This is a genomic window from Actinotalea lenta (genome assembly GCF_030586465.1).
GTDB lineage: Bacteria > Actinomycetota > Actinomycetes > Actinomycetales > Cellulomonadaceae > Actinotalea > Actinotalea lenta.
The window spans coordinates 927,450-952,004 of record NZ_JAUQYP010000001.1; the positions used below are offsets into that span (position 1 = coordinate 927,450).

Below are 24,555 nucleotides of genomic sequence, written 5' to 3' on the forward strand. Positions count from 1 at the left end.
TCCCGCACCTGCACCGGCGGCCCGCACGCCCAGATCCCGGAATGGATGCCGTCCACCTGGTGGGCGGAACTATGCTCGCGGGGACTGCCGGGCTCGTGTCCCGCCGCCCGGCCCCCACCAGTTCCGGAGTATTCGCCGTGGCCGTGATCGTGCAGAAGTACGGAGGTTCCTCCGTCGCGGACGCCGACGCGATCAAGCGCGTCGCCAAGCGGATCACCGAGGCCAGGCGGGCCGGCGACGACGTGGTCGTGGTCGTCTCCGCGATGGGTGACACCACCGACGAGCTGATCGACCTCGCGCACCGCATCACGCCCACCCCGCCGCTGCGCGAGATGGACATCCTGCTCACCGCCGGTGAGCGGATCTCGATGTCGCTGTTGGCGATGGCGATCGCCAACCTGGGCGTGCACGCGCAGTCGTTCACCGGCCAGCAGGCGGGCGTCATCACGGACGACTCGCACGGCCGGGCGCGGATCATCGCGGTCAAGGCGGACCGGATCACCCGCGCGCTCTCGGACGGCAACGTCGCGATCGTGGCCGGCTTCCAGGGGGTCAACGAGGCGAGCAACGACGTCACCACGCTCGGCCGCGGCGGTTCGGACACCACCGCCGTCGCGATCGCCGCGGCGATCGGCGCCGACGTGTGCGAGATCTACACCGACGTCGACGGCGTGTTCACGGCGGACCCGCGCATCGTGCCCACCGCCCGCAAGATCTCCCGGATCAGCTACGAGGAGATGCTCGACATGGCGGCCAGCGGCGCCAAGGTGCTGAACCTGCGGTGCGTCGAGTACGGGCGCAGGCACGGCGTGGACATCCACGTCCGCTCGTCCTTCTCGGCACACACCGGCACGCTGGTGACCGACCGACCCCGTCCCGAGGGAGACCCGATGGAACAGCCGCTGATCGCCGGCGTCGCGCACGACCGCAGCGAGGCGAAGGTCACCGTCGTCGGCGTGCCGGACGTGCCGGGAACGGCCGCCCGCACCTTCGAGGTCGTCGCCGCGAGCGGCGTGAACATCGACATGATCGTGCAGAACGTCTCTGCCGCGGCCACCGGTCTGACGGACATCTCGTTCACGCTGCCCGCGGCGGACGGCCAGCAGGTCATCGAGGCGCTGACGTCGCACCGCGAGGAGATCGGCTACGACTCGCTGCAGTACGACGACCAGATCGGCAAGCTGTCGCTGATCGGGGCGGGCATGAAGTCGCACCCGGGCGTCTCCGCCAAGCTCTTCGGGGCGCTGCGCGACGCCGGGGTCAACATCGAGATGATCTCCACGTCGGAGATCCGGGTGTCCGTGGTGACGCGCGCGGACCAGCTCGACGACGCCGTGCGCGCGGTGCACACGGCCTTCGACCTGGACTCCGACGAGGGCGAGGCCGTGGTGTACGGAGGGACCGGACGATGAATCACCCCACGAGGTCGCTCGCTCCGCTCACGATCACGAGGGGGCCCCGATGAACGGCTTCAACGTCGCGGTGGTCGGAGCGACCGGCCAGGTCGGTGGCGTGATGCGGCGACTGCTGGTCGAGCGCGACTTCCCGGTCGACCGGATCCGGTTCTTCGCCTCGGCGCGCTCCGCGGGCACCGAGCTGCCCTGGCGGGACACCACGGTGGTGGTCGAGGACGTCGAGACCGCCGACCTGTCGGGCATCGACATCGCGCTGTTCAGCGCAGGGGCCACGGGCTCGCGAGCGCACGCACCGCGGTTCGCCGCTGCGGGCGCGATCGTGATCGACAACTCCTCGGCCTGGCGGCGTGACCCCGAGGTCCCGCTGGTGGTCGCCGAGGTCAACCCCGACGAGGTCGACCAGACCGTCACGGGCATCATCGCGAACCCGAACTGCACGACGATGGCCGCCATGCCGGTGCTCAAGCCCCTGCACGACGAGGCAGGCCTGGTCCGCCTGGTGGTCTCCACCTACCAGGCGGTCTCCGGCGGCGGCCTCAAGGGCGTGCGCGAGCTCGCCTCGCAGGTCGAGGCCCTGCGCGACGCCGACGTGGCCGCGCTGACGCACTCCGGGGACGCCGTGGCGTTCCCCGAGCCCGGCGTCTACGCGCGTCCGATCGCGTTCAACGTGCTGCCACTGGCCGGGAAGATCGTCGACGACGGCCTGAACGAGACCGACGAGGAGCAGAAGCTGCGCCACGAGTCGCGCAAGATCCTCGACGTCCCGGACCTGCTGGTGTCCGGGACGTGCGTCCGCGTGCCGGTGTTCACCGGGCACAGCCTGTCCATCAACGCGGAGTTCGCCCGGCCGATCTCGCCCGAGCGCGCCACCGAGCTCCTGGCCGCTGCCCCGGGCGTCGAGCTGAGCGACATCCCGACCCCGCTCCAGGCCGCCGGTCGGGATCCCAGCTACGTCGGCCGGATCCGTGCCGACGAGGGTGTGCCGGGCGGCCGCGGCCTGGCGCTGTTCGTCTCGAACGACAACCTGCGCAAGGGCGCCGCGCTCAACGCCGTCCAGATCGCCGAGCTGGTGGCCGCCCGGCGCCAGTAGCCCGTCTCCGGACCGAGGCTCGGAACGCTCACGGGTGCCGGGCGCCCGGAACGATCGAGCGGTGGGGGTCAGCGCGCGAAGTACGGTCCGTGTGGGCGGCCGGCGTCGAGCGCCGCCATGTGCGCGAGCGTGCGGTCGATGCGCTCGCGCGTGCTGGGGTTGAGTGGCTCGGGAAGCGCATCGGGCGGGAACCAACCGACGTCCGTGGACTCGTCGTCGGCCACCCGCGCCTCACCGGCGACGGGGCGGCACCAGAAGCACACGTCGAGGTACTGCGCCCGGTCGCCGTTGGGGTAGACCACGGGCTCGCTGCAGGCCACCGATGTCAGGGCGAGCACCTCGACCTCGACGCCCGTCTCCTCGCGGCACTCCCGCGCGACCGCGACCCCGGGCTCCTCGCCGGGCTCGAGGATGCCGCTCACCACGGCCCAACGACCGTTGTCCGCGCGGCGCCCGAGCAGGACTTGCCCGTCGCCGTCGATCACCACGGCGGAGACGCCGGGTAACCACAACGGGTCGGTGCCCACGTGGTCGCGCAGCCGCAGGACGAACTCGGGAACGGGCATGGAGGCGAACTTACCGGCCACGCAGCACCGCGGGGGGACCGGGGCGTGCGCGGGTGTGACGTACGGAACTCGTCCTCTGCCCCGCAACTGCTGGTGCCGGGCCCGACGCGACCGATCTGTCATCCGGAGTCGTCAACGGAAGGCACAGCATGATCGTCGGTCAGAGAGCAGGAATCCGTCGGCTGCGCGGGAGGTGGCTGGCCGTGGTGGCGGCGGCAGGGGTCGCCACAGCGTTCTTCCCGAGCCCGGCGACCGCGGCGAGCACGCCCGTCGTCGCCGGCACCGACGCGACGGTCACGGTCGCGGGGACGAGCGTGACGGCGACGGCGTCGTTCGCGTCGTGGCCGTCGCTGTCGAGCGTCACGTACGGCGTGTGCGTCCTGAGCGAGTCCGGCGCCCGGGCCGACTTCCCGGCGGTCACCGGCCCGCTGTCCGGGTCCGCCACGTCCTACCGCCAGTCGCGCACGCTGCCGGCGGGTAGCTACTGGTACGCGCCGTGCGCGCAGGGTCCGAGCGGATGGGTGCAGGTCGGGTCGTCGGCTCCCCTGACCGTCGCCGCGACGACGTCGGCCCCCGCCGCCATGCCGGTGGGCGACCTCCCCGGCTGGCACCAGGTCACGGCCGAGGACTTCACCACCCCGGTCGCCCTGGGCGGCTGGATGAGCTCGCCGTACACCGCCCGGTGGTTCGCGTACGACGGGTACGGGGACACCTCGGGTCACGGCGTGTACGACCCCGCCAAGGTGCTCTCGGTGCACGACGGCACGCTCGACTGGTACCTGCACACCGAGAACGGCTCGCACCTGGTGGCGGCGCTCGTCCCCGGTATCCCGGCGACGGGGTGGGGGCAGAGGTACGGCCGGTACTCGGTCCGGTTCCGGTCCGACACGATCCCCGGCTACAAGATGGTGGCGATGCTCTGGCCTGACAGCGACAACTGGGGCGAGGGCGAGGTCGACTTCACGGAGGTCGGTGAGCTCACCGCGGGCAACACGATCTACGCGAACATGTACGCCACGGGCGACACCTCGACCGGGACGCCCGGCAGCCCCAGCGGGTTCCGGACCCCGGTCCGCGCCGACGGCAACGGCTGGCACGTCGCGACGGTCGAGTGGGCGCCGGGATCGGTGAAGTACTGGCTGGACGGGGTCGCGCTCGGGACGACGACGCAGGGCGTGCCGGACACCTCGATGCACCTGGTGCTCCAGGTCGAGACGGCCATCGGCCTGCCGGCACCGGACGACGCGACCGTCGGCCATGTCCAGGTGGACTGGGTGGTGCAGTACTCACCGGCCGCCGGCTGATCGCCCTGCGTGGGCTCGGTGCTTTGCCGACGGGTACCGACGGAAGGCCCCTGGTGACCAGGGGCCTTCCGGTGCACTCCACGAGTCGGGGTGGCGGGATTCGAACCCACGACCTCTTCGTCCCGAACGAAGCGCGCTACCAAGCTGCGCCACACCCCGATGAGCCTGGCAAGGATAGCCCAGCCGTCGTCGACTCGTGAAACTCAGCGGGGCACGAGGGTGAGCAGCGTCGCCTCGGGTCGGCACGCGAACCGGACGGGTGTGAACGGCGACGTACCCAGCCCGGCGGACACGTGCAGCCAGACGGACTCCTCGCCGCCCGGCTCGTCCGGCCGCGGTCCCGGCCAGCCGTGCAGACCCTTGGCTCTGCCGGCGTCCAGGTCGCAGTTCGTGACGAGCGCACCCCAACCCGGTAGGGCGAGCTGGCCGCCGTGCGTGTGGCCGGCCAGCACCATGTCGACGCCGTCATAGGCCATGGTGTCCAGGACCCGCTGGTAGGGCGCGTGCGTGACGCCGAGCCGGAGCGCAGCATCCGGGTGGTGCCGACCCTCAGGGAACCGGTCGAGGTCGAGGTGGGCGTCGTTCACCCCGACCAGCGACACGAGGCGTCCGTCCGCCACGGCGACGCCGCGGCGGTTGTTGAGGTCCACCCATCCCGCGCCGGTGAGCAGCCGCGCGAGATCACCGGCCGGGAGGCGGGGATGGTCACGCTCGACGGGTCGGCGCCCGTCGGGCAGCAGGTAGCGCGCGGGGTTCTTCAGTACCGGGGCGTGGTAGTCGTTGGACCCCATCGCGAAGGCCCCCGGCGTGTGCAGCAGGGGTTCCAGCGCGTGCGCGAGGGCCGGCATGGCGTCCACGTGCGCCCAGTTGTCCCCGGTGTCGACCACCAGGTGCGGCTCGAGCGTGGCGAGCGAGCGCAGCCACTCGATCTTGTCGTCCTGGCGAGGCGTCAGGTGCAGGTCGGACAGGTGCAGGACGCGCAGCGGCTCCTGGCCCGCCGGCAGCAGGGGGACGGTGACCCGCCGCAGGGTGAACAGGTGGGCCTCGGCGAGCGCCCAGGCCAGCCCGGCACCGGCGGCCAGGGCCGCTGCGCCGAGCGTGCGCGCTGGCGAGATCGCGCCCACTCAGCCGCCCGTGGTCTGGCCGGGCGGAGGTGTCTGGTCCTTGCCTCCACCGTGGCCCGGCTTGTCCGTGGGTGTGGGCGACGGCGACGGCGACGGCGGGGGCGGCGGGGGCGGTGCCGCCCCCTGCGACACGGTCAGTGTGACCACGGAGCCGCGCGTCACGCGCGCCCCGGGGCCGGGCGACGCGGCCGCGACCGTCCCGGCCGGGTAGCTCGAGTAGATGGTGGCGGCGTCCACCTTGACGTGGAACCCGGCCGCCTCGAGCGTCTTCGTCGCGGCGTCGGGCGACATCCCGAGGATCCTCGGCACGGTGACCTGCACGCCGTAGACCATCGAGGACGGCGGGGCCGGGAACTGCTCGACGGGCATGCCCTGGCTCGCGGGAGCCATGAACGCGCGCCACGCGGGGGCAGCGATCGTGGACCCGTACACGTAGCGCCTGAAGACGCCGTTGATCGTCACGTCGTGCATCGGCGTGAACGAGTTCGGGTACCCCACCCAGACCGCGGAGCAGAGCTGCCGCGTGAAACCGACGAACCAGGTGTCCTCGTTCGCGCTCGTCGTGCCGGTCTTGCCGGAGGCGGGGCGTCGGTCCGGCAGCGGCTGGACGTTCCGCGCGGTACCGCTCCACACCTTGCTCAAGCCGTACGCCATCGCGTGCGCGAGCTCGGGGCTGATCGCCTGGTGGCACCCGGCGTCCGGGACCGGCAAGGACTTGCCGGTCCGGTCCTTGACCGACTCGATCGCGATCGGCGAGCAGAAGGTCCCGTCGGCGGAGAACGCCGCGAACGCGGCGGCCATGGTCAGCGGAGCGACGCTGTCGGTGCCGATGACGTTGGACGGGTAGATCCCGAGCTTGCCGCCGTCGCCCTTGTGCACGCCGAGCTCCTCGGCACCCTGGAACACCTTGCACAGGTCCAGCTTGGTGGCCATGTCCGCGAAGGCGTTGTTGACGGAGTTCTTCGTCGCGTCCTGGACGGTCATGTAGGCCGGGGATCGCTCCGCGTTCCCGAGCTTCCAGGGCTTGCCGCCGAACCCCGTGCAGGACGCGTGGAAGTCGCTCATCGGGTAGGTGCGGGGGCTGCCGGCAACGACCTCCTGCAGCGAGTGGCCCTCCTTGAACCACTCGAGCAGGGTGAACGGCTTGAAGGTCGATCCTGGCGGGAAGCCGCTGGAGCCACCGTAGGCCTGGTCCGTGTTGTAGTTCACGGCGGTGTGGCCGGCCGGCGGTTCGGGTGACGGGTCGAACGCGCGGTTCTGCGCCATCGCCTTGATCTTCCCGGTGCCCGGCTCCACGACGGACATCGCCACGCCGACGCCGGAGGGGTCCTCGGGCGGCACCGCGCCCTTCACGGCCGCGTCGGCGAGGCCCTGCATCGTCGGGTCCAGGGTGGTCGTGATCGACAGGCCGCCCGTGTACAGGAGGTTGTTGCGCTTCGCCTTGGTGTCCCCGAACACCGGGTCCTGCGCGATGATCTTGGTGACGTAGTCGCAGAAGTATGCCGAGCCGGGCACCGAGTCGTCGGCGGTGACGCAGCCCTGCCGGTCCTTGCCGATGTTGAGGGTCTTCTCGATCGGGGTGGCGCGGCCCTGGTCGTACTGCTGCTGCGTGATGTCCTTCTCCCGGAGCATCGCGGCGAGCACGACGTTGCGACGCTCCTGGGACTTCTTCGGGTTACGTTCCGGGTCGTACAGGATCGGGCTCCGGGTGATCCCGGCGATCGTGGCGGCCTGGAGGTAGTCGAGATCCTTGGCCGGGACGCCGAAGTAGTGCCGCGCGGCGGCCTCGACGCCGTAGACCGAGGCGCCGAACTGCGCGATGTTGAGGTAGCCCTGCAGGATGTCGTCCTTGCTGAGCTTCTTCTCCAGGGTGACGGCCAGCTTCGCCTCGCGGAGCTTGCGGGCGTAGCCCTCGACGCCCGTGGCATCACGCGCGTCGTTGATCGCCTTGGCGCGAGCCACCGGGTCGTCGATCTGGTTGGCGGCCTGGATGAGCATGTTCTTGACGTACTGCTGGGTCAGCGTCGAAGCGCCCTGGTTGGAGTCGGTCAGCTGGTTCTTGACCAGCGCCCGGGCCATGCCCGCGAGGTCGACCGCGCCGTGGTCGTAGAACCGGCGGTCCTCGACATCGATCACCGCGTGCTGCATGGGCAGCGCGATGTCAGCGAGCGGGACCACGATGCGGTTCTGCGAGTAGAACGTGGCCAGCAGTGTGCCGTCGGCCGCGTAGATGAAGGACTTCTGGCTGAGCTTGGGCAGCGCCAGCTCGTCCGGCAGGTTGTCGAACATCCCGACGCTGGTCTTCGTCAGCGCGCTGGTGCTGGCGACGGCAGGCATGAACAGACCGGCGGACAGCACTCCGCCGACGGTCGCGACGAGCAGGAAGGCGAGCAGCAGCCCGACCGCCTGCAAGGCATTGACCTGCCGGGCGGACGCGGGACGGCGGGACGGCATGGCCACCAGGGTACGGGAGGGCTCCACCACCCCTTCACCCGGACGCGTGAAGGGGTGGTGCAGGTTGGCTCTCTCGGGGTCTGACAAGGGCCCGAACGGCCCATATCAACCTGGGGTGTGACGAACTACCGTGACCTGAAGGGGAGAGGAGCATGACCGTGCAGGACCAGCACTGGACCGCGTACGGCGCCTGCGGCAAGGCTTCCCCCGACGACCTGTTCGTCGAGGGCGCGGCGCAGCGGGCTGCGCGCGAGGTGTGCCTGCGCTGCCCGGTGCGGTTCGAGTGCCTGGTGGACGCGCTCGATCACCGGGTCGCCTTCGGGGTCTGGGGCGGGATGACGGAGCGCGAACGCCGCGCCCTCATGCGCCGGTTCCCGGACGTCGAGTCCTGGCGGGAGGTCCTCGAAGCCACCCCGGAGCTGGCGCTGGTCGGGGGCGCGCGGCCGCTGCCCGGCACGGACCGTGAGCGTGGGATGGTGCACGGCGGGTAGCGTGCCGCTCATGACGACCTGGGAGTACGCGACCGTTCCGCTCATCGTGCACGCGACCAAGCAGATCCTGGACCAGTGGGGCTCCGACGGATGGGAGCTCGTGCAGGTCGTGCCCGGGCCCGACGGCTCGGGCCTGGTGGCCTACCTCAAGCGCCCGACGGGTGGCCAGGGATGACGACGAGCCCCTCGCACCGGCTTCACGAGCTCGGCCTCACCCTTCCCCCGGTGCCTGCACCCGCCGCCGCCTACGTGCCCGCGGTACGGACGGGCGGCTACGTGTGGACCGCCGGTCAGCTGCCGTTCGTCGACGGTGCGCTGCCCGTGACGGGCAAGGTGGGCGACGGGGACGGGCTGGTGCCGCCCGGCGTGGCGTACGAGCAGGCCCGCGTCGCCGTGCTCAACGCCCTCGCCGCGGTCGCCGAGCAGGCCGGGAGCATCGACCGGGTCGCCAGGGTGGTCAAGCTCATCGGCTTCGTGGCCAGCGACCCGTCCTTCACCGGTCAGCCCGCCGTGATCAACGGGGCGAGCGAGCTGGTGGGCCAGGTGTTCGGGCCCGCGGGCCTGCACGCCCGCACGGCGGTCGGCGTCGCGGTGCTGCCGATGGACGCGCCCGTCGAGGTCGAGCTGGTCGTCGAGCTGACCTGACGGTCGGCGTCCCGGTCCGGAGCAGGGCCCAGGTCCGGGCCGTCACTTGGCGCGGCGCTCGAGGCGTTCGATGTCCAGCAGGACGACGGCTCGTCCCTCGCGTCGCAGCCACCCGCGCGACGTGAAGTCCGCCAGTGCCTTGTTGACGGTCTCTCGCGAGGCGCCGACGAGCTGGGCCAGCTCCTCCTGGGTCAGGCCGTGCGCCACGCGCAGGCCGTCCTCGGCGGGCTCGCCGAACCGGGTCGACAGGTCCAGCAGCGCCTTGGCCACGCGGCCCGGCACGTCGGCGAACACGAGGTCGCCCATCGCCTCGTTGGTGCGGCGCAGCCGGTGCGCGAGCGCCTGGAGCAGGTGGGTCGCGACCGGTGGGTGCTCGCCGATCCAGTCGATCAGCTCGGCATGGCTGAGCTCGAACAGCAGGGCGTCGTTGACGGCCGTCGCCGTCGCGGTCCGCGGACCCGGGTCGAACAGCGACAGCTCCCCGAACATCTCACCGGGCCCCAGCACCGACAGCAGGTTCTCCCGCCCGTCCGGCGCGCGGCGCCCGAGCTTCACCGAACCGGCGCCGATGACGTAGAGCCGGTCACCCGGGTCGCCCTCCCGGAACACGGCGCGCCCGCGCGGGAGGTCGATCCGCTCCATCGTGCGCAGCAGGGCCCGCGAAGCGTCCTCGTCGATGGCCGCGAACAAGGGGGCCTGCAGGACAGCGTCGTCGTTCACCGGAACCTCCGCTGGGTGTGACCCACGTCTCGTTCGGCTCCACCCTAGGCGCACATCGGTGCCGATGGTCCAGCCCGGCCCATTCCGCGGCGCGCGGGGCGTCAGCCCTCCTCGGCGCTGCGTTCCAGCTCGTCGAGCACCAGCCGCATCACGAGCCGCTCGGTCGTCTTCTCCTCGGCGGTGTCCAGCCGGGCGGCGTACGTCGCCAGGCGCCGGTCGAGCTCGCGCAGCCGGTGCATCGCCCCGACGCGGTCCTCCGCGGGATCCCGGCAGACGGCGGTCCGCAGCTCCTCCACCACCGGGACGTCGGCATGGGCGGGCAGGACGTCCCAGGTGAGCTCCCCGATGGCCTCGGGCGGGGCGTAGCTGGCCACCAGGAGGTCGAGACGGGCGCGCACCAGCCGGCGCCACCGGTTGACCGTGGCGCGCTCGGCGCGGACCGCGCGGCGGGTGGCGGCGGAGTCCAGGCCGGTCGAGGGCTCGCCGTACGCGATCGTCATCGCCGTCCTTCGCTCGGGAGTCGGTGCGAGCGCGGTGGCGCCCGATAGACGGATCGGTGCCGGTGCGACGGTGCTTGAGCCGGCGCGGCGCGGTTCACCCCAACGGTCGTCAGCTGTCCCCCATCCGTACGCAGCGGTGTGGGCGACGGCGCCTAGGGTGGGCGCATGCCGCCTGCCTCGCCGCCGCACGAGACGCCGTTGGCGCGGACGCGCCGCGCCAGGAAGATCGACCGCGCGCTGGCCGAGCGCTACCCGGATGCCCACTGCGAGCTCGACTTCCGCACCCCGCTCGAGCTGCTGGTCGCCACGCTGCTGTCCGCCCAGACGACCGACGTCCGGGTGAACCTCGTCACCCCGGCGCTCTTCGCGCGGTACCCCGACGCCGAGGCTTACGCGGGTGCCGACCAGGCCGAGCTCGAGGAGCTGATCCGCTCCACCGGGTTCTTCCGGTCCAAGGCACGTGCGCTGATCGGTCTCGGCCGCGCCCTGGTCGAGGGCTTCGACGGCGAGGTCCCCGGACGCATGACGGACCTGGTCTCGTTGCCGGGTGTGGGACGCAAGACGGCGAACGTCGTGCTCGGCAACGCGTTCGGGGTGCCGGGCCTGCCCGTCGACACCCACGTGCTGCGGGTCACGGGCCGGCTCGGGCTGATCGACTCCGAGGACCCGGTGCAGGTCGAGGCGGAGCTGTGCGGCATGCTCCAGCGCCGCGACTGGACCATGGCGTCGCACCGGTTCATCGCGCACGGCCGGCGCACCTGCCACGCGCGCCGCCCGGCGTGCGGCGCCTGCCCGGTGGCGCGCTGGTGCCCGTCGGCCGGACTCGGACCGATGGATCCCGAGGAGGCCGGCCGCCTGGTGAAGGCGTCGGCGCACGTCGTCGGCGTGATCGCCGGGGGCTGACGGCGCGTCAGGCCAGCGAGCCGAGCCAGTCCAGGAGCAGCGCCCCGGTCTCCTCGGGCGCTTCCTCCGGGAGGAAGTGCCCGGCACGGGAGACCACCTCGAGGCGGTAGGGACGGCCGCCCGCCCAGCCGCCCACCGTCCGCAACGGCAGGCATCGGTCCTGGTCGCCGTGGACCTGAAGGACCGGCACGTCCAGCGGCTCGCGCACGGCCGCGAGGTAGCGCCGGCCGTCGACGCGGGGAGTGGACCGCACCAGCCAGCGCAGCGTCTCCATCGACGAGTGCGCCGCGAACGGAACCTGCATCGCTGTGCTGTACGTCGTGGCCTCGTCCGCCGTCGGCCAGTCCCCGGCTCCCCACTCGCGCAGCAGGCGGGCGGCGAGGTCCCCGTGGGTCAGCCGGCGTTCCGGAAACCACGGGAGCTGGAAGAAGGCCAGATGGCGCGTCGTGGGCCGCAGCAGCAGGGGTCTGGCGGCCGCGGCCGTGTGCAGCCGTGCGGGATGCGATGCGGAGAAGGCCGCCACCGCGCGCGTGACCCCCGGACGCAGCCCAGGCATCGACCACGCGACCGTGCCGCCCAGCCCGTGGCCGACCACCACCGCCTCGCTGCGGCCCAGGGACCGGATCACCCCGGCGACGTCGCGCGTCAGCGTGGGCACGTCGTAGCCCTGCGGCGGCTTGTCCGAGGCGCCCGAGCCGCGCAGATCCATCGCGGCCACGCGGTACCCGGCCTCGGCGAGCCGGGGGATGTGATGGCGCCAGGCCCACCACATCTGCGGGAACCCGTGCAGCAGCACGACCAGCGGCCCGTCACCCGCCTCGGCCACGTGGAACCGGGCCCCGTTCGCGGCCACGAAGCGGTGCTGCCACGGCCCGTCCACCAGGACGGACGACGACTCCGGTGCGGTACGCACCTAGGCCGCCGCAACCGAGGCGTGGTGGCGGTCACGACGGGCCAGCAGGGCGCCGCCGATCGCGGCGGCCACCGCCGAGGCCACCACGATCGCCGCGCGGACGTGCTCCTCGGTCGCCGTGCCCTCGCCGTACGCGAGCGAACCGATCAGCAGCGACACGGTGAAGCCGATCCCTGCGACGAACCCGACGGCGAGCACGTCGCCCCACCCGAGGCCGCGTGCCAGGGGTGTGCGGGTGAGTGTGGAGACCACCCACGTGCCACCGAGGATCCCGAGAGGTTTGCCGAGCACCAGCCCGAGCACCACCCCCTGGGCGACGGGGTCCTTGGCGGCCGACGCGAGCGCGTCGCCGCTCAGCGACACCCCGGCCGCGAAGAGCGCGAACACCGGCACCGCCACGCCCGCGGAGATCGGACGCCACCGGTGCTCGATGTGCGCCGCGAGGCTGTGCTCCTCGCTCGCGTCCGGCGTGGCCGGCACCACGAGGCCGAGCACGACGCCTGCGATCGTGGCGTGCACCCCCGAGGCGTGCATGAAGCCCCAGGCGAGCAGGGCGAGCGGGACCAGGAGCCAGGGTGTCGTGACCCGGCGGCGGGTGAGCAGGCCGAACACGGCTGCCACGGCCAGTGACGCCGCCAGCCAGCCGATCGAGATCGACTCTGAGTAGACGATCGCGATCACGACGATCGCCAGGAGGTCGTCCACCACGGCCAGCGTGAGCAGGAAGGCGCGCAGGGAGTTCGGCAGGCTCCGGCCGACCACCGCGAGCACGGCGATGGCGAACGCGATGTCGGTCGCCGTGGGCACCGCCCAGCCCCGCAGGTCGCCGCCGTCGAGGTTCACCAGCACGAACAGCAGCGCCGGGACCGCCATGCCCCCGATCGCCGCGACCACGGGCAGGGCGGCGCTCGCCGGGCGGCGCAGCTCGCCCGCGACGATCTCGCGCTTGAGCTCGAGGCCCACCACGAAGAAGAACACGGTGAGCAGGCCGTCGGTGGCCCAGTGCGCGAGCGTCAGGTCCAGGTGCAGGGCCGCCGGCCCGACGACGGTGTGCAGCACGGTGCGGTAGCTGTCCGACCAGGGCGAGTTGGCCCACAGCAGGGCTGCCACGGCTCCGACCAGCAGCAGTGCGCCACCGGCCTTCTCGGTCCGCAGGACGTCGACGATGTTGCGCTCGTCGTCCGGTGCGATCCGGGCGAACAGGCCGGAGACGGGGCGTGCGGCCAGGCGTGCCAGTCGGGCTCGGCGCGACATGCGACTCCTCGGGTGGATGACGTGCCGACCAGACTTCCCGGCTCTCCCGGCTCCCAGGATAGGCGAGGGCGCATCAGGCCGGTTCCTCGGCTCCCCGCGAGGCATCCTGGTCGGTCCGGCCGCGGGGCGGGTCGAACCGGTAGCCGACGTTGCGGACCGTCCCGATCAGCTGCTCGTGCTCCGGGCCCAGCTTGGCGCGCAGCCGCCGGACGTGGACGTCCACCGTGCGGGTGCCGCCGAAGTAGTCGTATCCCCAGACCTCCTGGAGCAGCTGCGCGCGGGTGAAGACGCGGCCCGGGTGCTGGGCGAGGTACCGCAGCAGCTCGAACTCCTTGTAGGTCAGGTCCAGCGCACGGCCCCGGACCCGAGCCGTGTAGCCGCCGGGGTCGATGCTCAGGTCCCCCGACGAGATCTCCTCGGGCTCGTCCCGGTCGCCGCCGGCCGCCGCGCGCTCCATGACGAGGCGCAGCCTGGCCTCGACCTCGGCGGGCGACGCGTCCTCGAGCAGCAGGTCCGCCGCGCCCCACTCGTCGGTGACCACCGTCAGACCGCCCTCGGTGAGCACGAGCACGAGCGGCACCGAGAGCCCGGTCGCGCGCAGCAGACGGCACGTGGACCGGGCCGTGGCCAGGTCGCGTCGGGCGTCCAGGAGGAGCACGTCCGCGTCCGGAGCGTCCAGCAGGGCCGACGGCTCGACGGGCAGCACCCTGACCCGGTGGGCGAGCAGCCCCAGCGCCGGCAGCACGTGGGCCGAGCCCCCGGTCGACGGTGTCAGCAGGAGCAGGTCTGCCACTGTCGGTCCTCCAGAGGTGGGCGCCCCAACGGTACCGGGGTGTCGCCCGTGCCCGGCGCGGTTTCTGCGACACTGCTGCCCGTGCCTGCACCCCCTGCCCGGCCCGAGCACTGATGCACGTCACGACACGGGCCGTCCTGACCGCCGCGGCCGCCGCCGCCGTGGCGGCTGCCGGGGTGTTCGGAGAGCCCTGGCTCACGGCGGTGTCGGTGCTGGTCGCCCTCGGTTTCGCGACCGGGTGGCCGCGCCTGCTGCGACTGCCGGCACCGCAGGGCTCGGCGGTGGTCGTCGCCCTCGGCGGAGCTGGGGGCGTGCTGGCCGTGAGCCTGACGCGAGGAGACCCGGTGCTGCGTGGCCTGCCGGAGGTCGTCGCGCTCGCGGTCCTCCTGGCCTTCGTCAACGAGCTCGTCAGGACCGACGGCCGGCGACGGCTCGTCGAGTCGGTCGCCGGCGGGGTGAGCGGCGTGCTCATCGGTTCGGCCGCAGCAGGCTGGCCGGCCGCGCTGCGGACACCGGCCGACGTCGGCCTGGTCGTGACCGGTGCGCTGGCACTGTTCTTCGCTGCTGCGGCGTCCGCCGTGCCGTTCGGGGGCTGGACCGCGGCGGGTATCACCGTGTTCGCCGGAGCTCTCGGCGGGCTCGGCGCGGGCATCGTGATGGCTCCGGTCGGGCCTGCCGCGGGCACCCTGCTTGGGCTCGCCGTGGGTCTGCTCGTCGCGGTGCTGCACGTCCTCCTGGACCGCGTGCCCGCGCTGGCCCGCCGGTCGGCGTCCGTCGCGGCCCTGCTGCTGCCCGTCTCGGTGAGCGGGATCCTCGTGTACATCGTGGGGCGTGTCCTGCTCGGCTGACCGCGCCGACCGGCGCGGCACGGCCGACGGCCCGTAGGATCGCGGACATGACCGGTCTCGAGCTGTTCTACATCGGCCTTCTGGTGGCGACCACGGTGACCATCGGCTGGTTCGCCGTGTACGTCGTCCTCAAGCTCTTCAAGGGCCAGCGCTGAGCGATGCCCTTCGTCATCCCCGAGGGGCTGGCTCCCGAGGTGTACCCGCTCGCCTGGCTGGTGGGGCGGTGGCGGGGCACCGGTGAGGTCTCCTACCCCCAGGTCCCGCGCGTCGAGGTCACCGGGCAGGTGGAGGTCGACCACGACGGGGGCCCGTACCTGACCTGGCGATCCACCCTGACCCTGGCCGGCTCCGACCGGGTGTGGGGGACCGAGCAGGGCTTCTGGCGCGTCCCGGCGGACCGCCCCGACGACCTGGGGGAGGGTCAGTTCCCGGTCGAGCTGATGCTCACCGACCCGGCCGGATACCTCACGCTGTACGCCGGCGTGGTCGCGGGGGGGCGCATCGACCTGGCGTCGGACCTCATGGCGCGTACCCCCGACGCCGCGGAGCTGACGGCCGCGACGCGGCTGCTGGGCCTGGTGGACGGGGAGCTGATGTGGACCTGGGACATCGCGGCGTTCGGCGAGCCCCTGCAGTCCTACGCGGCGCTGCGGATGGAGCGGCTCGCATGAGCAGCCCCCTGCTCGCGCGGCCCGGCGCGGTCGAGGCGTCCGGTCCCGACGCCGGCGTGGCCTGGCACTACGGGGACCCGACGGGCGAGCAGCGGGCGCTCGAGGCCGGCGGTGCGGTGGTGGACCAGTCGCACCTCGGGGTGGTCACCGTCACCGGCCCGGACCGCCTGACCTGGCTGCACTCGATCACGTCCCAGCACCTGGAGGCGCTGCCCCCGCGTACCTCCACCGAGACGCTCGTCCTCAGCCCGCACGGGCACATCGAGCACGCCGCGGGGGTCGTGGACGACGGCGAGACGACGTGGCTGATCACCGAGACCGCGCCCGCGCTGGCCGCCTGGCTGGACTCGATGCGGTTCACCCGCCGGGTCGAGATCGCCGACGTCACCGAGGCCTGGGCCGCGGTGGGCGAGGCGGTTCGCCAGGAGGGTGCCGAGGGCGAGCCCGTCACCTGGGCGGACCCGTGGCCGCAGGTCGCGGCCGGGGGGACCCGTTACGGGGCGCCCGACCAGGAGCACCCCGGCCGGGAGCGCGCCTGGCGGCTCGTGCTGGTCCCGCGCACGGCGCTGGCCGACGAGGTCGGCGCGCGCGAACGCGCCGGCTGGCGACCCGCCGGGACCTGGGCGCTGGAGGCCCTGCGCATCGAGGCCTGGCGGCCGAGGGCCGCAACGGAGGTCGACCACCGGACCATCCCGCACGAGCTCGACTGGCTGCGCACCGCGGTGCACCTCGCCAAGGGCTGCTACCGGGGCCAGGAGACGGTGGCCCGCGTGCACAACATGAGCCGTCCGCCGCGTCGGCTCGCCCTGCTGCACCTGGACGGCTCGGGACACCTGCTGCCTGAACCGGGTGCACCCGTGCGGGCCGGGGAGCGTGAGGTGGGGCGTGTGACGACGGTGGCCCGCCACCACGTGCTGGGCCCGGTGGCCCTGGGTGTGCTGCGACGCGGCACGCCGAGCGACGTCGAGCTGCTCGTGGACTGCGACGGTGGGCCCGTGGCCGCCGGCCAGGAGGTCGTCGTGCCGGCCGAGGGCGTGTCGAGCGACCGCCCTGCGCCGCGTCCACGGCTGGGGATCACCCCGCCGGGTCGGTGACCCGGGTGAGTCGCCGGTGAGGTTCGGGCCGGAGCTGGCGGCCCGTGCGCGCCAGGGATGGGCACGGGTGCGCAGGGCGGCGGTCCCCGTCGCGCTCGCGTCGGTCGGCGCCGGGGGCGCCTACGCGATCGCACGCTACGGGCTCGGCCACCCCAAGCCCTTCTTCGCCCCGGTGGCGGCGTGGATCGCGCTCGGGTTCAGTGCGGACCGCAACCTGCGTCGCGTCGCCGAGCTCGCCATCGGGGTGGCGATCGGGGTGCTGGCCGGGGACCAGCTCGTGCACCGGATCGGCACGGGGGCGATCCAGGTGGCCGTCGTGCTCGCCCTGGCGGTGCTCCTGGCCAGGTTGCTGGACCGCGGTGACCTGCTGGCCGTGCAGGCCGGCGTCCAGGCCATGATCGTGGTGGTGCTGCCGGCGTCCGGTGCGGGCGGTCCGGTGGGTCGGTGGCTGGACGCGGCCGTGGGTGGCCTGGTGGCCCTGGTGATCGCCGCCCTGACTCCGCAGGACCCGCGGCGCCGCGCCCGCTCGGTCGCCGAGGAGGCCATGACGGAGATCGCCGAGGTGCTCGGCACGTTGGCGCAGGGGTTGCGCACCGGTGACCCCGCCTTGGCCCGGCAGGCGCTGCTGCGCGGGCGCGCGTCGCAGCCGGTGCTGGACGCCTGGCACGCCGCGGCCGTCAGTGCGCGCCAGGCGGCGCGCCTCTCGCCTGCGTTCCGGCGGCATCGTGACGAGCTCGCGGCCCTCGTGGCGGCCGCGACGCTGGCCGACCGGGCGATGCGGAACGCACGCGTGCTGGCGCGGCGCGCGGAGAGCGTGGCGGGCGACGAGGACGTCGCCGCCCTGGCCGAGGTCGTGGAGCTGGCGCGGCGCGGTGCCCAGGAGACCGCGGCGGCGTTGTCCACCGGCGCGGGGACGGGCGCCGCCGTGCGGACACTCGCCAGGGCCGCGGAGCAGAGCGACCCGTGGCACCTCGCGCCGGGCGGCGACCTGCACGTCCAGGGCCTGGTGCTCCTGCTGCGCTCCCTCGTGGTGGACCTCGCCGAGACCGCGGGCGTGGAGCCGGAGGCGGCGCGCGCGATGCTCCCGGAGATCTGACGGGATTCACCCGCCGGGTCACCTGGGCGGAGTACCAAGGTCATCCGGCGAGGGGTCGATGGAGAGACATGCCCTCCGACGGTCTGCTCGAGCCCCGGGACCATGTGTCCGCGGGGCGCACGGGCGCCGCCGTGACCCTCCTGGCCGCCGGGGCCATGGTGGGCTACGAGGTGCTCGGCGCCGTCCTGGGCCTGTCCCGCTCCACCCCCACGACGCTCGTGCAGGCCACCGTGATCGGGTCGGTCCTGGTGCTTGCCGGCACGTTGGTCGGGTCCGTGCCGGACCGCGTGCCGCGGTGGGTGTGGACGGCGGGCTCGGTCCTGGGGGTGGCCGTCGTGCTGTGGCTGGGGCTGGTGACCCACGACTCCCGGGCGGCGGGGCAGATCGGCTTCATCTACCCGGTGGTCTTCGCCGCGGCCAACCTGCGCGCACCGGTGGCGTGGACGGTGTCCGCGCTCGCAGCGTCGAGCGACGTCGTCCTGTCCGTGGTCGTCCTGCCCGCCCGGGAGGCTGTCGCGGACGCCTTCGTGATGACGGCAGCCCTGGCGATGGTCACGGCCGCGCTCCAGATGGTGGCGGACCGCCAGGATGCCCTGACCGGCCGGCTCAGCGAGATCGCCGCGATCGACCAGCTGACGGGGCTCGCCAGCCGGCGGCGGCTGGAGGAGGTGGCGCACGAGGTGCTCGCCACCCCGTGCCCGGCGGAGGACCTCGCGCTGGGCACGGGGCTCGCGATCGTGGACCTGGACCACTTCAAGGCCCTCAACGACACCTACGGACACCCCGTGGGCGACGCGGCGCTCGTGCACGTCGCAGCGTTGCTGCGCACCTCGTGCCCGAGCAAGGCGACCGTCGCGCGGCTCGGCGGGGACGAGCTCGCCGTCCTGCTGCCGTGCGGGCCGCCGGAGGAGGTGGGGACCGTGATGGAGCGGTTCCACGACGCCGTCCGCACGAGCCCCATGAACCATCTGGGACGCGTCCTCGCGCTGAGCGTCAGCGTCGGCGGGACGCACGTGCCCGCGATGCAGGAGCCGGACCTCGCGGTGCTCTACGCGCGCGCCGACGAGGCGCTCTACCAGGCCAAGCTCCAGGGCCGTGGGCGCGTGGTGGTCGAGTAGCGTCCGCGGCCGGGCGTCGTGGCCGGCCGGAGGGCGCCCGTAGGCTGGTCCCGTGATCCGCACCGCTCAGCTCCTCGTGTTCGGCCTGCTGTACCTGGCCGTGTTCGTGTTCAGCCTGCTCGCGCTGATCGACGCCGCACGGCGGCCCTCCCAGGCCTTCGTGGCAGCCGGCAAGCGGACCAAAGGCTTCTGGGTGGGCGTCACCGGGGCGTGTACCGCGGTGTCCTTCGCGGCGATGCCTCCGCTGGGCGCGCCCCTCGGGTTCCTCGTGCTGATCGCGGCCGTCGGCGCGATCGTCTACCTGGTCGACGTCCGCCCGGCGCTGGGATCCGGACCGCGGCGTCCGGGCCCGCGCCGCTCCGGCGGCTGGTGACGTGCGCGCCGTCGTGCAACGGGTGACCCGGGCGGCGGTCCGGGTCGACGGTGAGGTGGTCGGAGCGATCGACGAGCCGGGGCTCGTCGTCCTGCTCGGGGCGACCCACGACGACGGTCCGGCGGAGGTGGCATGGATCGCGCGCAAGGTGGCCGACCTGCGCATCCTGCGGGACGAGCAGGCCGCCGTCGACGCGGGCGCGCCGGTGCTCGTGGTCAGTCAGTTCACGCTCTACGCCGACGTGCGCAAGGGCCGCCGGCCCACCTGGAACGCCGCGGCCCCCGGCGCGGTCGCCGAGCCCCTCGTCGACCAGGTCGTCGACGAGCTGCGTGCCCGGGGGCTGCGGGTGGCGACCGGCGTGTTCGGAGCGGACATGGCGGTGGAGCTCACCAACGACGGACCCGTGACCCTGGTGCTGGAGACCCCTGCGCGCGCCTGACCGAGGGTGCAGGCTGGTCGGATGCGGATCACAGCGGAACGCGGAGACCTCACCCGGACGAGGGCCGACGTGCTGGTCAACGCCGCCAACTCCAGCCTGCTCGGAGGCGGCGGCGTGGACGGTGCCCTGCACGCGGCGGCGGGGCCGGCCCTGCTGGCCGCCTGCCAGGAGGTGCGGCGGACCACCTGGCCGGACGGCTTGCCGGTGGGTGAGGCCGTCGCGACCGAGGCCGGCGATCTCCCGGCGCGCTGGGTGGTGCACACCGTGGGGCCCAACCGGCACGCCGGGCAGACCGACCCCGACCTCCTCGCGTCCTGCTTCCGCCGTTCGCTGGACGTCGCGCACGGTCTGGGTGCGGCGTCGGTCGCGTTCCCGGCCGTGAGCGGTGGTGTGTACGGGTGGGCGATGGCGGAGGTCGCGCGGATCGCGGTCGACGCGGTGCGGCGGTGGTCCCGGGGCCACGCCGGAAGCAGCGTCGCCGAGGTGCGCTTCGTGCTGTTCTCCGACGACGCGGCGAACGCGTTCGTGGCGGCACTGGAGGGCTGAGGGCTCCGGGCTCGCCCCGGTTGGCCGACCGCCGTGCGGGCGCGTCAGCGGGTGCCGGGCCCCATCAGGTCCAAGAGCTCCTCGAGCACGCGCACCACGCCGGCCTCGGTGTTGGCCGGCGCGCGGAACCGTGCGGCGGCGGCGGCCCGGGGGTGCGCGTTGCCCATCGCGAACGAGACCCCCGCTGCGGCGAGCATGCCCAGGTCGTTGAGATGGTCGCCGAAGGCGGCGGTCTGCTCGCGTGTGACGCCCAGCTCGAGCTGGAGCCTGCGCAGGGCGGCACCCTTGTCGGTGCCGGCGCCGGTGACGTCCGCCCAGTGGTCGTGCCCCTGGACCACCGCGTACCCCGGGGCCGTCCGGTGCAAGCCCTCGAGCAGCGCGGCGTCCACCCCGTCGGCGCTGTAGACCGAGACCTTGAGCGCGTCCGCGGCGCCCTCGAGCACGTCGGGCACCCGCACGACGGAGTGGAAGAAGCCCGCGGCGCGGGCGGCCACGGCGTCCGAAGGCGTCTCCAGCAGCACGGTGCCCGGCCCGGACACCGCGATCGCCAACCGGTCGGCGAACCCGGGCAGGTCCCGCATCCCGCGCACCGTCCGGGCGACCGCCTCGGTCCCCAGGACCTCGGCGTGCAGCACCTGGCCGCGGTGCTCGAGGAAGGCGCCGTTGTCGCAGATCAGCGACATGCGGGCGAGCCGCCCCCCGAACACCTCGACGAGCGTGTGACGTTGCCGTCCGCTCGCTGCGCACAGCTGCACGCCCCGCTCCTCCAGCCGGTCGGCGAGCGACCAGAAGCGTGGGTCCACGGACACGCCGTGGCCGAGCAGCGTGCCGTCCAGGTCCACTGCGACCAGGCGCAGGGCTGCGGCCTCGGCGGTCGTGGGCAGCGAGGTCGGGGCCCCGGCCGTGGGTGGGCGCGTCATCCCACCATTGTGCCCGTGCGCGGTAGCGTCGGGCGCGTGATGGACGAGGTCGCGCGGGGGTCGGCGGGGCGCGGGGTGCTGCGCACCCAGGTGCGGTGGTCGGACGTCGACCTGTTCGGGCACGTCAACAACGCTGCCTATCTGCGCTACCTCGACGACGCGCGGTTCGCGCTGTTCGACATGGGCGTCGATGAGGACGGGCAGCTGACGTCCTCCAGGCTCGTGGTGGTCAAGCACGAGATCGACTACCTCGGTCGGCTGACCTACCGGCCGCAGCCCATCGACGTCGAGGTGTGGGCGCCGCGGGTCGGCCGGACCTCCGTCGACATGGCCTACGAGGTGCTCGACGCCGCGCGCACGGTCTACCTGCGCGCTCGCAGCCGGATGGTCCAGCTCGACGCGGCAAGCGGCACACCCCGGCCCTTCACGCCCGACGAGCGAGCGGCGTTCGAGGCCTACCCGGGTGACGACCCGGTGCTGCACGCCTGGTAGGTGGGCGTGCACGGGGGATCGCCGGCGGCGGCTGAGCGAACGGATCACGCCGGGGGCGAACACGGGACGTCTCGGGCAGGTGCCGCGGTTAGCCTTGCAGAACGCCGTCCCAGGCACGCGGGAGACCTTCCTGCGGCCCACCCCCCGGCAAGGAGTGCTGATGTTCGAGAGATTCACCGACCGGGCCCGCCGCGTGGTCGTCCTCGCCCAGGAAGAGGCGCGGATGCTCAACCACAACTACATCGGGACCGAGCACATCCTCTTGGGCCTGATCCACGAGGGTGAGGGCGTCGCGGCCAAGGCGCTCGAGTCGCTGGGGATCTCGCTGGACGCCGTGCGCTCGCAGGTCCAGGAGATCATCGGTGAGGGGCAGCAGGCCCCGTCCGGTCACATCCCGTTCACCCCGCGCGCCAAGAAGGTGCTCGAGCTGTCGCTGCGTGAGGCGCTGCAGCTGGGCCACAACTACATCGGGACCGAGCACATCCTGCTCGGTCTGATCCGCGAGGGTGAGGGCGTCGCCGCCCAGGTGCTGGGCAAGCTCGGCGCCGACCTCAACCGGGTCCGCCAGCAGGTCATCCAGCTGCTGTCCGGCTACCAGGGCAAGGAAGCGGTCGCTGCGGGTGGCCCGCAGGAGGGCACCCCCTCCGGCTCCGCGGTGCTCGACCAGTTCGGCCGCAACCTCACCCAGGCCGCGCGCGAGGGCAAGCTCGACCCGGTCATCGGGCGCGAGAAGGAGATCGAGCGGGTCATGCAGGTGCTCTCCCGCCGCACCAAGAACAACCCGGTGCTGATCGGCGAGCCCGGCGTCGGCAAGACCGCCGTCGTCGAGGGTCTCGCGCAGGACATCGTGCGCGGCGACGTGCCCGAGACCCTCAAGGACAAGCAGCTGTACACGCTCGACCTCGGCGCCCTGGTCGCCGGGTCCCGCTACCGCGGTGACTTCGAGGAGCGGCTGAAGAAGGTCCTCAAGGAGATCCGGACGCGCGGCGACATCATCCTGTTCATCGACGAGATCCACACCCTCGTGGGTGCGGGCGCCGCCGAGGGCGCGATCGACGCCGCGAGCATCCTCAAGCCGATGCTGGCCCGGGGCGAGCTGCAGACCATCGGTGCGACCACCCTCGAGGAGTACCGCAAGCACGTCGAGAAGGACGCCGCGCTGGAGCGCCGCTTCCAGCCGATCCAGGTCGCCGAGCCGACGCTGCCGCACACCATCGAGATCCTCAAGGGGCTGCGCGACCGCTACGAGGCGCACCACCGGGTGTCCATCACCGACGGTGCGCTGGTGGCCGCCGCTCAGCTGGCGGACCGCTACGTCAACGACCGGTTCCTGCCGGACAAGGCGATCGACCTCATCGACGAGGCGGGCGCGCGCCTGCGCATCCGTCGGATGACGGCCCCGCCGGAGCTGCGTGAGCTCGACGAGCAGATCGCCGAGGCGCGCCGCGACAAGGAGTCGGCGATCGACGAGCAGGACTTCGAGAAGGCCGCGCGGCTGCGCGACACCGAGAAGCAGCTCACGGCGCGCCGCTCCGAGCGCGAGAAGGCCTGGAAGTCCGGTGACCTGGACTCGGTGGCCGAGGTCGACGAGGAGCTGATCGCCGAGGTGCTCGCGCTGGCCACCGGGATCCCCGTGGTCAAGCTCACCGAGGAGGAGTCCAGCAGGCTGCTGCGCATGGAGGACGAGCTGCACAAGCGGGTCGTCGGCCAGAACGACGCGATCAAGGCGCTGTCCCAGGCCATCCGGCGCACGCGGGCCGGCCTGAAGGACCCCAAGCGTCCGGGCGGGTCGTTCATCTTCGCCGGGCCGACCGGCGTGGGGAAGACCGAGCTGGCCAAGGCGCTCGCGGAGTTCCTGTTCGGCGACGAGGACGCGCTCATCCAGCTCGACATGAGCGAGTTCTCCGAGAAGCACACCGTCTCGCGGCTGTTCGGCTCGCCCCCCGGCTACGTGGGCTACGACGAGGGCGGCCAGCTCACCGAGAAGGTGCGCCGCCGGCCGTTCTCCGTGGTGCTGTTCGACGAGGTCGAGAAGGCCCACGCGGACATCTTCAACTCGCTGCTGCAGATCCTCGAGGACGGGCGCCTGACCGACTCCCAGGGCCGGGTGGTGGACTTCAAGAACACCATCATCATCATGACCACCAACCTCGGCACGCGGGACATCGCCAAGGGTGTGCAGACCGGCTTCCAGGCCGGCGGCGACCTGTCGACGTCCTACGAGCGGATGAAGGCGAAGGTCAACGACGAGCTCAAGCAGCACTTCCGGCCCGAGTTCCTCAACCGCGTCGACGACGTGGTGGTGTTCCCGCAGCTGTCGCAGGACGAGATCATCCGGATCGTCGACCTGATGATCGCCAAGCTGGAGACCCGCCTGAAGGACAAGGACATGGGCATCGAGCTCACGCCCGCGGCCAAGCAGCTGCTCGCCGAGAAGGGTTACGACCCGGTCCTGGGAGCCCGGCCGTTGCGCCGCGCGATCCAGCGCGAGGTCGAGGACACCCTGAGCGAGAAGATCCTGTTCGGCGAGCTGCGCCCGGGCCAGACCGTCGTGGTCGACGCCCAGGGTGAGGGGCTCCTCGGGGAGTTCATCTTCCACGGCCGCGGCGGTGACGCCGAGACCGACTCCGGCGAGCCGGTCGGGGTCTCGGTGGCGTCCATGCCGCCGCTGACCACCACGGACGAGGCGTCGTCCGGGGACGACCAGGACTGACGACGCCGGAACGACCGACGCCCGGCCCCGCAACCGCGGGGCCGGGCGTCGGTCGTCTCCCGCCGGACGTGAC

At 73.0% G+C, this 24,555-nt stretch carries 26 protein-coding genes and 1 tRNA gene; 17 read left to right on the plus strand and 10 right to left on the minus strand.

The features are described 5' to 3' along the window. Positions 1–137: 137 nt before the first annotated feature. On the plus strand, positions 138–1,412 hold the full coding sequence (locus tag Q6348_RS04340; RefSeq protein ID WP_304601909.1) for an aspartate kinase: 1,275 nt from the start codon (positions 138–140) through the stop codon (positions 1,410–1,412). Between the two features lie 49 nt (positions 1,413–1,461). Beyond that, positions 1,462–2,505, plus strand: coding sequence for an aspartate-semialdehyde dehydrogenase (locus Q6348_RS04345; RefSeq protein WP_304600081.1), 1,044 nt, complete (start codon positions 1,462–1,464; stop codon positions 2,503–2,505). A 68-nt stretch (positions 2,506–2,573) separates the two neighbouring features. Here the strand turns inward: Q6348_RS04345 and Q6348_RS04350 are convergent, their stop codons facing one another. Further along, positions 2,574–3,071, minus strand: coding sequence for an NUDIX hydrolase (locus Q6348_RS04350; RefSeq protein WP_304600082.1), 498 nt, complete (start codon positions 3,069–3,071; stop codon positions 2,574–2,576). A 149-nt stretch (positions 3,072–3,220) separates the two neighbouring features. On the opposite strand from Q6348_RS04350, the gene Q6348_RS04355 reads away from it, so the two are divergent. After that, a complete protein-coding gene (locus tag Q6348_RS04355; RefSeq protein ID WP_304600083.1) occupies positions 3,221–4,375 on the plus strand; it encodes a glycoside hydrolase family 16 protein in 1,155 nt (384 codons plus the stop codon). Positions 4,376–4,460: 85 nt separating this feature from the next. Here Q6348_RS04355 and Q6348_RS04360 read toward each other — a convergent pair. The 3 genes from Q6348_RS04360 to Q6348_RS04370 form a co-directional block, all read right to left on the minus strand. Beyond that, a tRNA-Pro gene (locus Q6348_RS04360) sits at positions 4,461–4,534 on the minus strand. Positions 4,535–4,578: 44 nt separating this feature from the next. Then, a complete protein-coding gene (locus Q6348_RS04365; RefSeq protein WP_304600084.1) occupies positions 4,579–5,499 on the minus strand; it encodes a metallophosphoesterase in 921 nt (306 codons plus the stop codon). After that, positions 5,500–7,953 carry a penicillin-binding protein gene (locus Q6348_RS04370; protein ID WP_304600085.1) on the minus strand — a complete coding sequence of 818 codons (2,454 nt, stop codon included), beginning with the start codon at positions 7,951–7,953 and terminating at the stop codon, positions 5,500–5,502. Between the two features lie 152 nt (positions 7,954–8,105). On the opposite strand from Q6348_RS04370, the gene Q6348_RS04375 reads away from it, so the two are divergent. From Q6348_RS04375 to Q6348_RS04385, 3 genes are read left to right on the plus strand one after another with little or no spacing between them, the layout of a single operon-like run. Then, positions 8,106–8,444, plus strand: a complete 339-nt coding sequence (locus Q6348_RS04375; RefSeq protein ID WP_304600086.1) for a WhiB family transcriptional regulator — start codon at positions 8,106–8,108, stop codon at positions 8,442–8,444. A 10-nt stretch (positions 8,445–8,454) separates the two neighbouring features. Then, entirely contained in the window at positions 8,455–8,619 is a 165-nt protein-coding gene (gene sp36, locus Q6348_RS04380) for a Sp36 family protein (protein ID WP_304600087.1), read from the plus strand. Further along, complete coding sequence (locus tag Q6348_RS04385; protein ID WP_304600088.1) at positions 8,616–9,089, plus strand: RidA family protein; 474 nt, start codon at positions 8,616–8,618, stop codon at positions 9,087–9,089. The genes sp36 and Q6348_RS04385 overlap by 4 nt, the downstream gene beginning before the upstream one ends. A 42-nt stretch (positions 9,090–9,131) precedes the next feature. Here Q6348_RS04385 and Q6348_RS04390 read toward each other — a convergent pair whose 3' ends face one another. Together Q6348_RS04390 and Q6348_RS04395 are read right to left on the minus strand one after the other, a co-directional pair. After that, positions 9,132–9,809: a Crp/Fnr family transcriptional regulator gene (locus tag Q6348_RS04390; protein WP_304600089.1), complete on the minus strand. Its 678-nt coding sequence runs from the start codon at positions 9,807–9,809 to the stop codon at positions 9,132–9,134. A gap of 101 nt (positions 9,810–9,910) precedes the next feature. Then, on the minus strand, positions 9,911–10,309 hold the full coding sequence (locus Q6348_RS04395; protein ID WP_304600090.1) for a hypothetical protein: 399 nt from the start codon (positions 10,307–10,309) through the stop codon (positions 9,911–9,913). 165 nt (positions 10,310–10,474) lie between these two features. Here Q6348_RS04395 and nth point away from each other — a divergent pair, with 165 nt between their 5' ends. Beyond that, positions 10,475–11,212: an endonuclease III gene (gene nth / locus Q6348_RS04400; protein WP_304600091.1), complete on the plus strand. Its 738-nt coding sequence runs from the start codon at positions 10,475–10,477 to the stop codon at positions 11,210–11,212. A gap of 7 nt (positions 11,213–11,219) precedes the next feature. Here nth and Q6348_RS04405 read toward each other — a convergent pair whose 3' ends face one another. The 3 genes from Q6348_RS04405 to Q6348_RS04415 form a co-directional block, all read right to left on the minus strand. Then, positions 11,220–12,125 (minus strand): alpha/beta fold hydrolase, encoded by a 906-nt coding sequence (locus Q6348_RS04405; RefSeq protein WP_304600092.1) that lies wholly within the window; start codon positions 12,123–12,125, stop codon positions 11,220–11,222. Beyond that, entirely contained in the window at positions 12,126–13,379 is a 1,254-nt protein-coding gene (gene nhaA / locus Q6348_RS04410; RefSeq protein ID WP_304600093.1) for a Na+/H+ antiporter NhaA, read from the minus strand. It lies immediately after the preceding gene. A gap of 73 nt (positions 13,380–13,452) precedes the next feature. Continuing rightward, positions 13,453–14,172: a winged helix-turn-helix transcriptional regulator gene (locus tag Q6348_RS04415; protein WP_304600094.1), complete on the minus strand. Its 720-nt coding sequence runs from the start codon at positions 14,170–14,172 to the stop codon at positions 13,453–13,455. A 113-nt stretch (positions 14,173–14,285) separates the two neighbouring features. Between Q6348_RS04415 and Q6348_RS04420 the strand changes: the two genes are divergently transcribed. From Q6348_RS04420 to Q6348_RS04455, 8 genes are all read left to right on the plus strand, one after another. Further along, the gene (locus Q6348_RS04420) at positions 14,286–15,020 is read left to right on the plus strand and encodes a hypothetical protein (protein ID WP_304600095.1); all 735 of its coding nucleotides are present in this window, start codon (positions 14,286–14,288) and stop codon (positions 15,018–15,020) included. Between the two features lie 158 nt (positions 15,021–15,178). Continuing rightward, positions 15,179–15,691 carry a heme-binding beta-barrel domain-containing protein gene (locus Q6348_RS04425; protein ID WP_304600096.1) on the plus strand — a complete coding sequence of 171 codons (513 nt, stop codon included), beginning with the start codon at positions 15,179–15,181 and terminating at the stop codon, positions 15,689–15,691. After that, positions 15,688–16,785 carry a CAF17-like 4Fe-4S cluster assembly/insertion protein YgfZ gene (ygfZ, locus tag Q6348_RS04430; protein WP_304600097.1) on the plus strand — a complete coding sequence of 366 codons (1,098 nt, stop codon included), beginning with the start codon at positions 15,688–15,690 and terminating at the stop codon, positions 16,783–16,785. Before Q6348_RS04425 ends, ygfZ begins: the two co-directional genes overlap by 4 nt. A gap of 16 nt (positions 16,786–16,801) precedes the next feature. Then, complete coding sequence (locus Q6348_RS04435; RefSeq protein ID WP_304600098.1) at positions 16,802–17,881, plus strand: FUSC family protein; 1,080 nt, start codon at positions 16,802–16,804, stop codon at positions 17,879–17,881. A 68-nt stretch (positions 17,882–17,949) separates the two neighbouring features. Beyond that, positions 17,950–18,999, plus strand: coding sequence for a GGDEF domain-containing protein (locus tag Q6348_RS04440; RefSeq protein ID WP_304600099.1), 1,050 nt, complete (start codon positions 17,950–17,952; stop codon positions 18,997–18,999). 52 nt (positions 19,000–19,051) lie between these two features. After that, positions 19,052–19,372 (plus strand): DUF2516 family protein, encoded by a 321-nt coding sequence (locus tag Q6348_RS04445; protein WP_304600100.1) that lies wholly within the window; start codon positions 19,052–19,054, stop codon positions 19,370–19,372. A 1-nt stretch (position 19,373) separates the two neighbouring features. Next, a complete protein-coding gene (dtd, locus tag Q6348_RS04450) occupies positions 19,374–19,811 on the plus strand; it encodes a D-aminoacyl-tRNA deacylase (RefSeq protein WP_304600101.1) in 438 nt (145 codons plus the stop codon). Positions 19,812–19,832: 21 nt separating this feature from the next. Further along, positions 19,833–20,357 (plus strand): O-acetyl-ADP-ribose deacetylase, encoded by a 525-nt coding sequence (locus Q6348_RS04455; RefSeq protein WP_304600102.1) that lies wholly within the window; start codon positions 19,833–19,835, stop codon positions 20,355–20,357. A gap of 44 nt (positions 20,358–20,401) precedes the next feature. Here the strand turns inward: Q6348_RS04455 and Q6348_RS04460 are convergent, their stop codons facing one another. Then, complete coding sequence (locus tag Q6348_RS04460) at positions 20,402–21,277, minus strand: HAD hydrolase family protein (RefSeq protein WP_304600103.1); 876 nt, start codon at positions 21,275–21,277, stop codon at positions 20,402–20,404. 15 nt (positions 21,278–21,292) lie between these two features. Between Q6348_RS04460 and Q6348_RS04465 the strand changes: the two genes are divergently transcribed. Further along, positions 21,293–21,769, plus strand: coding sequence for an acyl-CoA thioesterase (locus tag Q6348_RS04465; protein WP_304600104.1), 477 nt, complete (start codon positions 21,293–21,295; stop codon positions 21,767–21,769). A 160-nt stretch (positions 21,770–21,929) separates the two neighbouring features. After that, positions 21,930–24,482 (plus strand): ATP-dependent Clp protease ATP-binding subunit, encoded by a 2,553-nt coding sequence (locus tag Q6348_RS04470; protein ID WP_304600105.1) that lies wholly within the window; start codon positions 21,930–21,932, stop codon positions 24,480–24,482. Positions 24,483–24,555: the final 73 nt, after the last annotated feature.

What these genes read in the sequence shown, in the direction of transcription:
- Q6348_RS04345 (WP_304600081.1), top strand. Translation starts at nt 1,462, where the DNA reads ATGAACGGCTTCAACGTCGCGGTGGTCGGAGCGACCGGCCAGGTCGGT.
- Q6348_RS04350 (WP_304600082.1), bottom strand. Translation starts at nt 3,071, where the DNA reads ATGCCCGTTCCCGAGTTCGTCCTGCGGCTGCGCGACCACGTGGGCACC.
- Q6348_RS04355 (WP_304600083.1), top strand. Translation starts at nt 3,221, where the DNA reads ATGATCGTCGGTCAGAGAGCAGGAATCCGTCGGCTGCGCGGGAGGTGG.
- Q6348_RS04370 (WP_304600085.1), bottom strand. Translation starts at nt 7,953, where the DNA reads ATGCCGTCCCGCCGTCCCGCGTCCGCCCGGCAGGTCAATGCCTTGCAG.
- Q6348_RS04375 (WP_304600086.1), top strand. Translation starts at nt 8,106, where the DNA reads ATGACCGTGCAGGACCAGCACTGGACCGCGTACGGCGCCTGCGGCAAG.
- sp36 (WP_304600087.1), top strand. Translation starts at nt 8,455, where the DNA reads ATGACGACCTGGGAGTACGCGACCGTTCCGCTCATCGTGCACGCGACC.
- Q6348_RS04385 (WP_304600088.1), top strand. Translation starts at nt 8,616, where the DNA reads ATGACGACGAGCCCCTCGCACCGGCTTCACGAGCTCGGCCTCACCCTT.
- Q6348_RS04395 (WP_304600090.1), bottom strand. Translation starts at nt 10,309, where the DNA reads ATGACGATCGCGTACGGCGAGCCCTCGACCGGCCTGGACTCCGCCGCC.
- nth (WP_304600091.1), top strand. Translation starts at nt 10,475, where the DNA reads ATGCCGCCTGCCTCGCCGCCGCACGAGACGCCGTTGGCGCGGACGCGC.
- nhaA (WP_304600093.1), bottom strand. Translation starts at nt 13,379, where the DNA reads ATGTCGCGCCGAGCCCGACTGGCACGCCTGGCCGCACGCCCCGTCTCC.
- Q6348_RS04420 (WP_304600095.1), top strand. Translation starts at nt 14,286, where the DNA reads ATGCACGTCACGACACGGGCCGTCCTGACCGCCGCGGCCGCCGCCGCC.
- Q6348_RS04425 (WP_304600096.1), top strand. Translation starts at nt 15,179, where the DNA reads ATGCCCTTCGTCATCCCCGAGGGGCTGGCTCCCGAGGTGTACCCGCTC.
- ygfZ (WP_304600097.1), top strand. Translation starts at nt 15,688, where the DNA reads ATGAGCAGCCCCCTGCTCGCGCGGCCCGGCGCGGTCGAGGCGTCCGGT.
- Q6348_RS04440 (WP_304600099.1), top strand. Translation starts at nt 17,950, where the DNA reads ATGCCCTCCGACGGTCTGCTCGAGCCCCGGGACCATGTGTCCGCGGGG.
- Q6348_RS04455 (WP_304600102.1), top strand. Translation starts at nt 19,833, where the DNA reads ATGCGGATCACAGCGGAACGCGGAGACCTCACCCGGACGAGGGCCGAC.
- Q6348_RS04460 (WP_304600103.1), bottom strand. Translation starts at nt 21,277, where the DNA reads ATGACGCGCCCACCCACGGCCGGGGCCCCGACCTCGCTGCCCACGACC.
- Q6348_RS04470 (WP_304600105.1), top strand. Translation starts at nt 21,930, where the DNA reads ATGTTCGAGAGATTCACCGACCGGGCCCGCCGCGTGGTCGTCCTCGCC.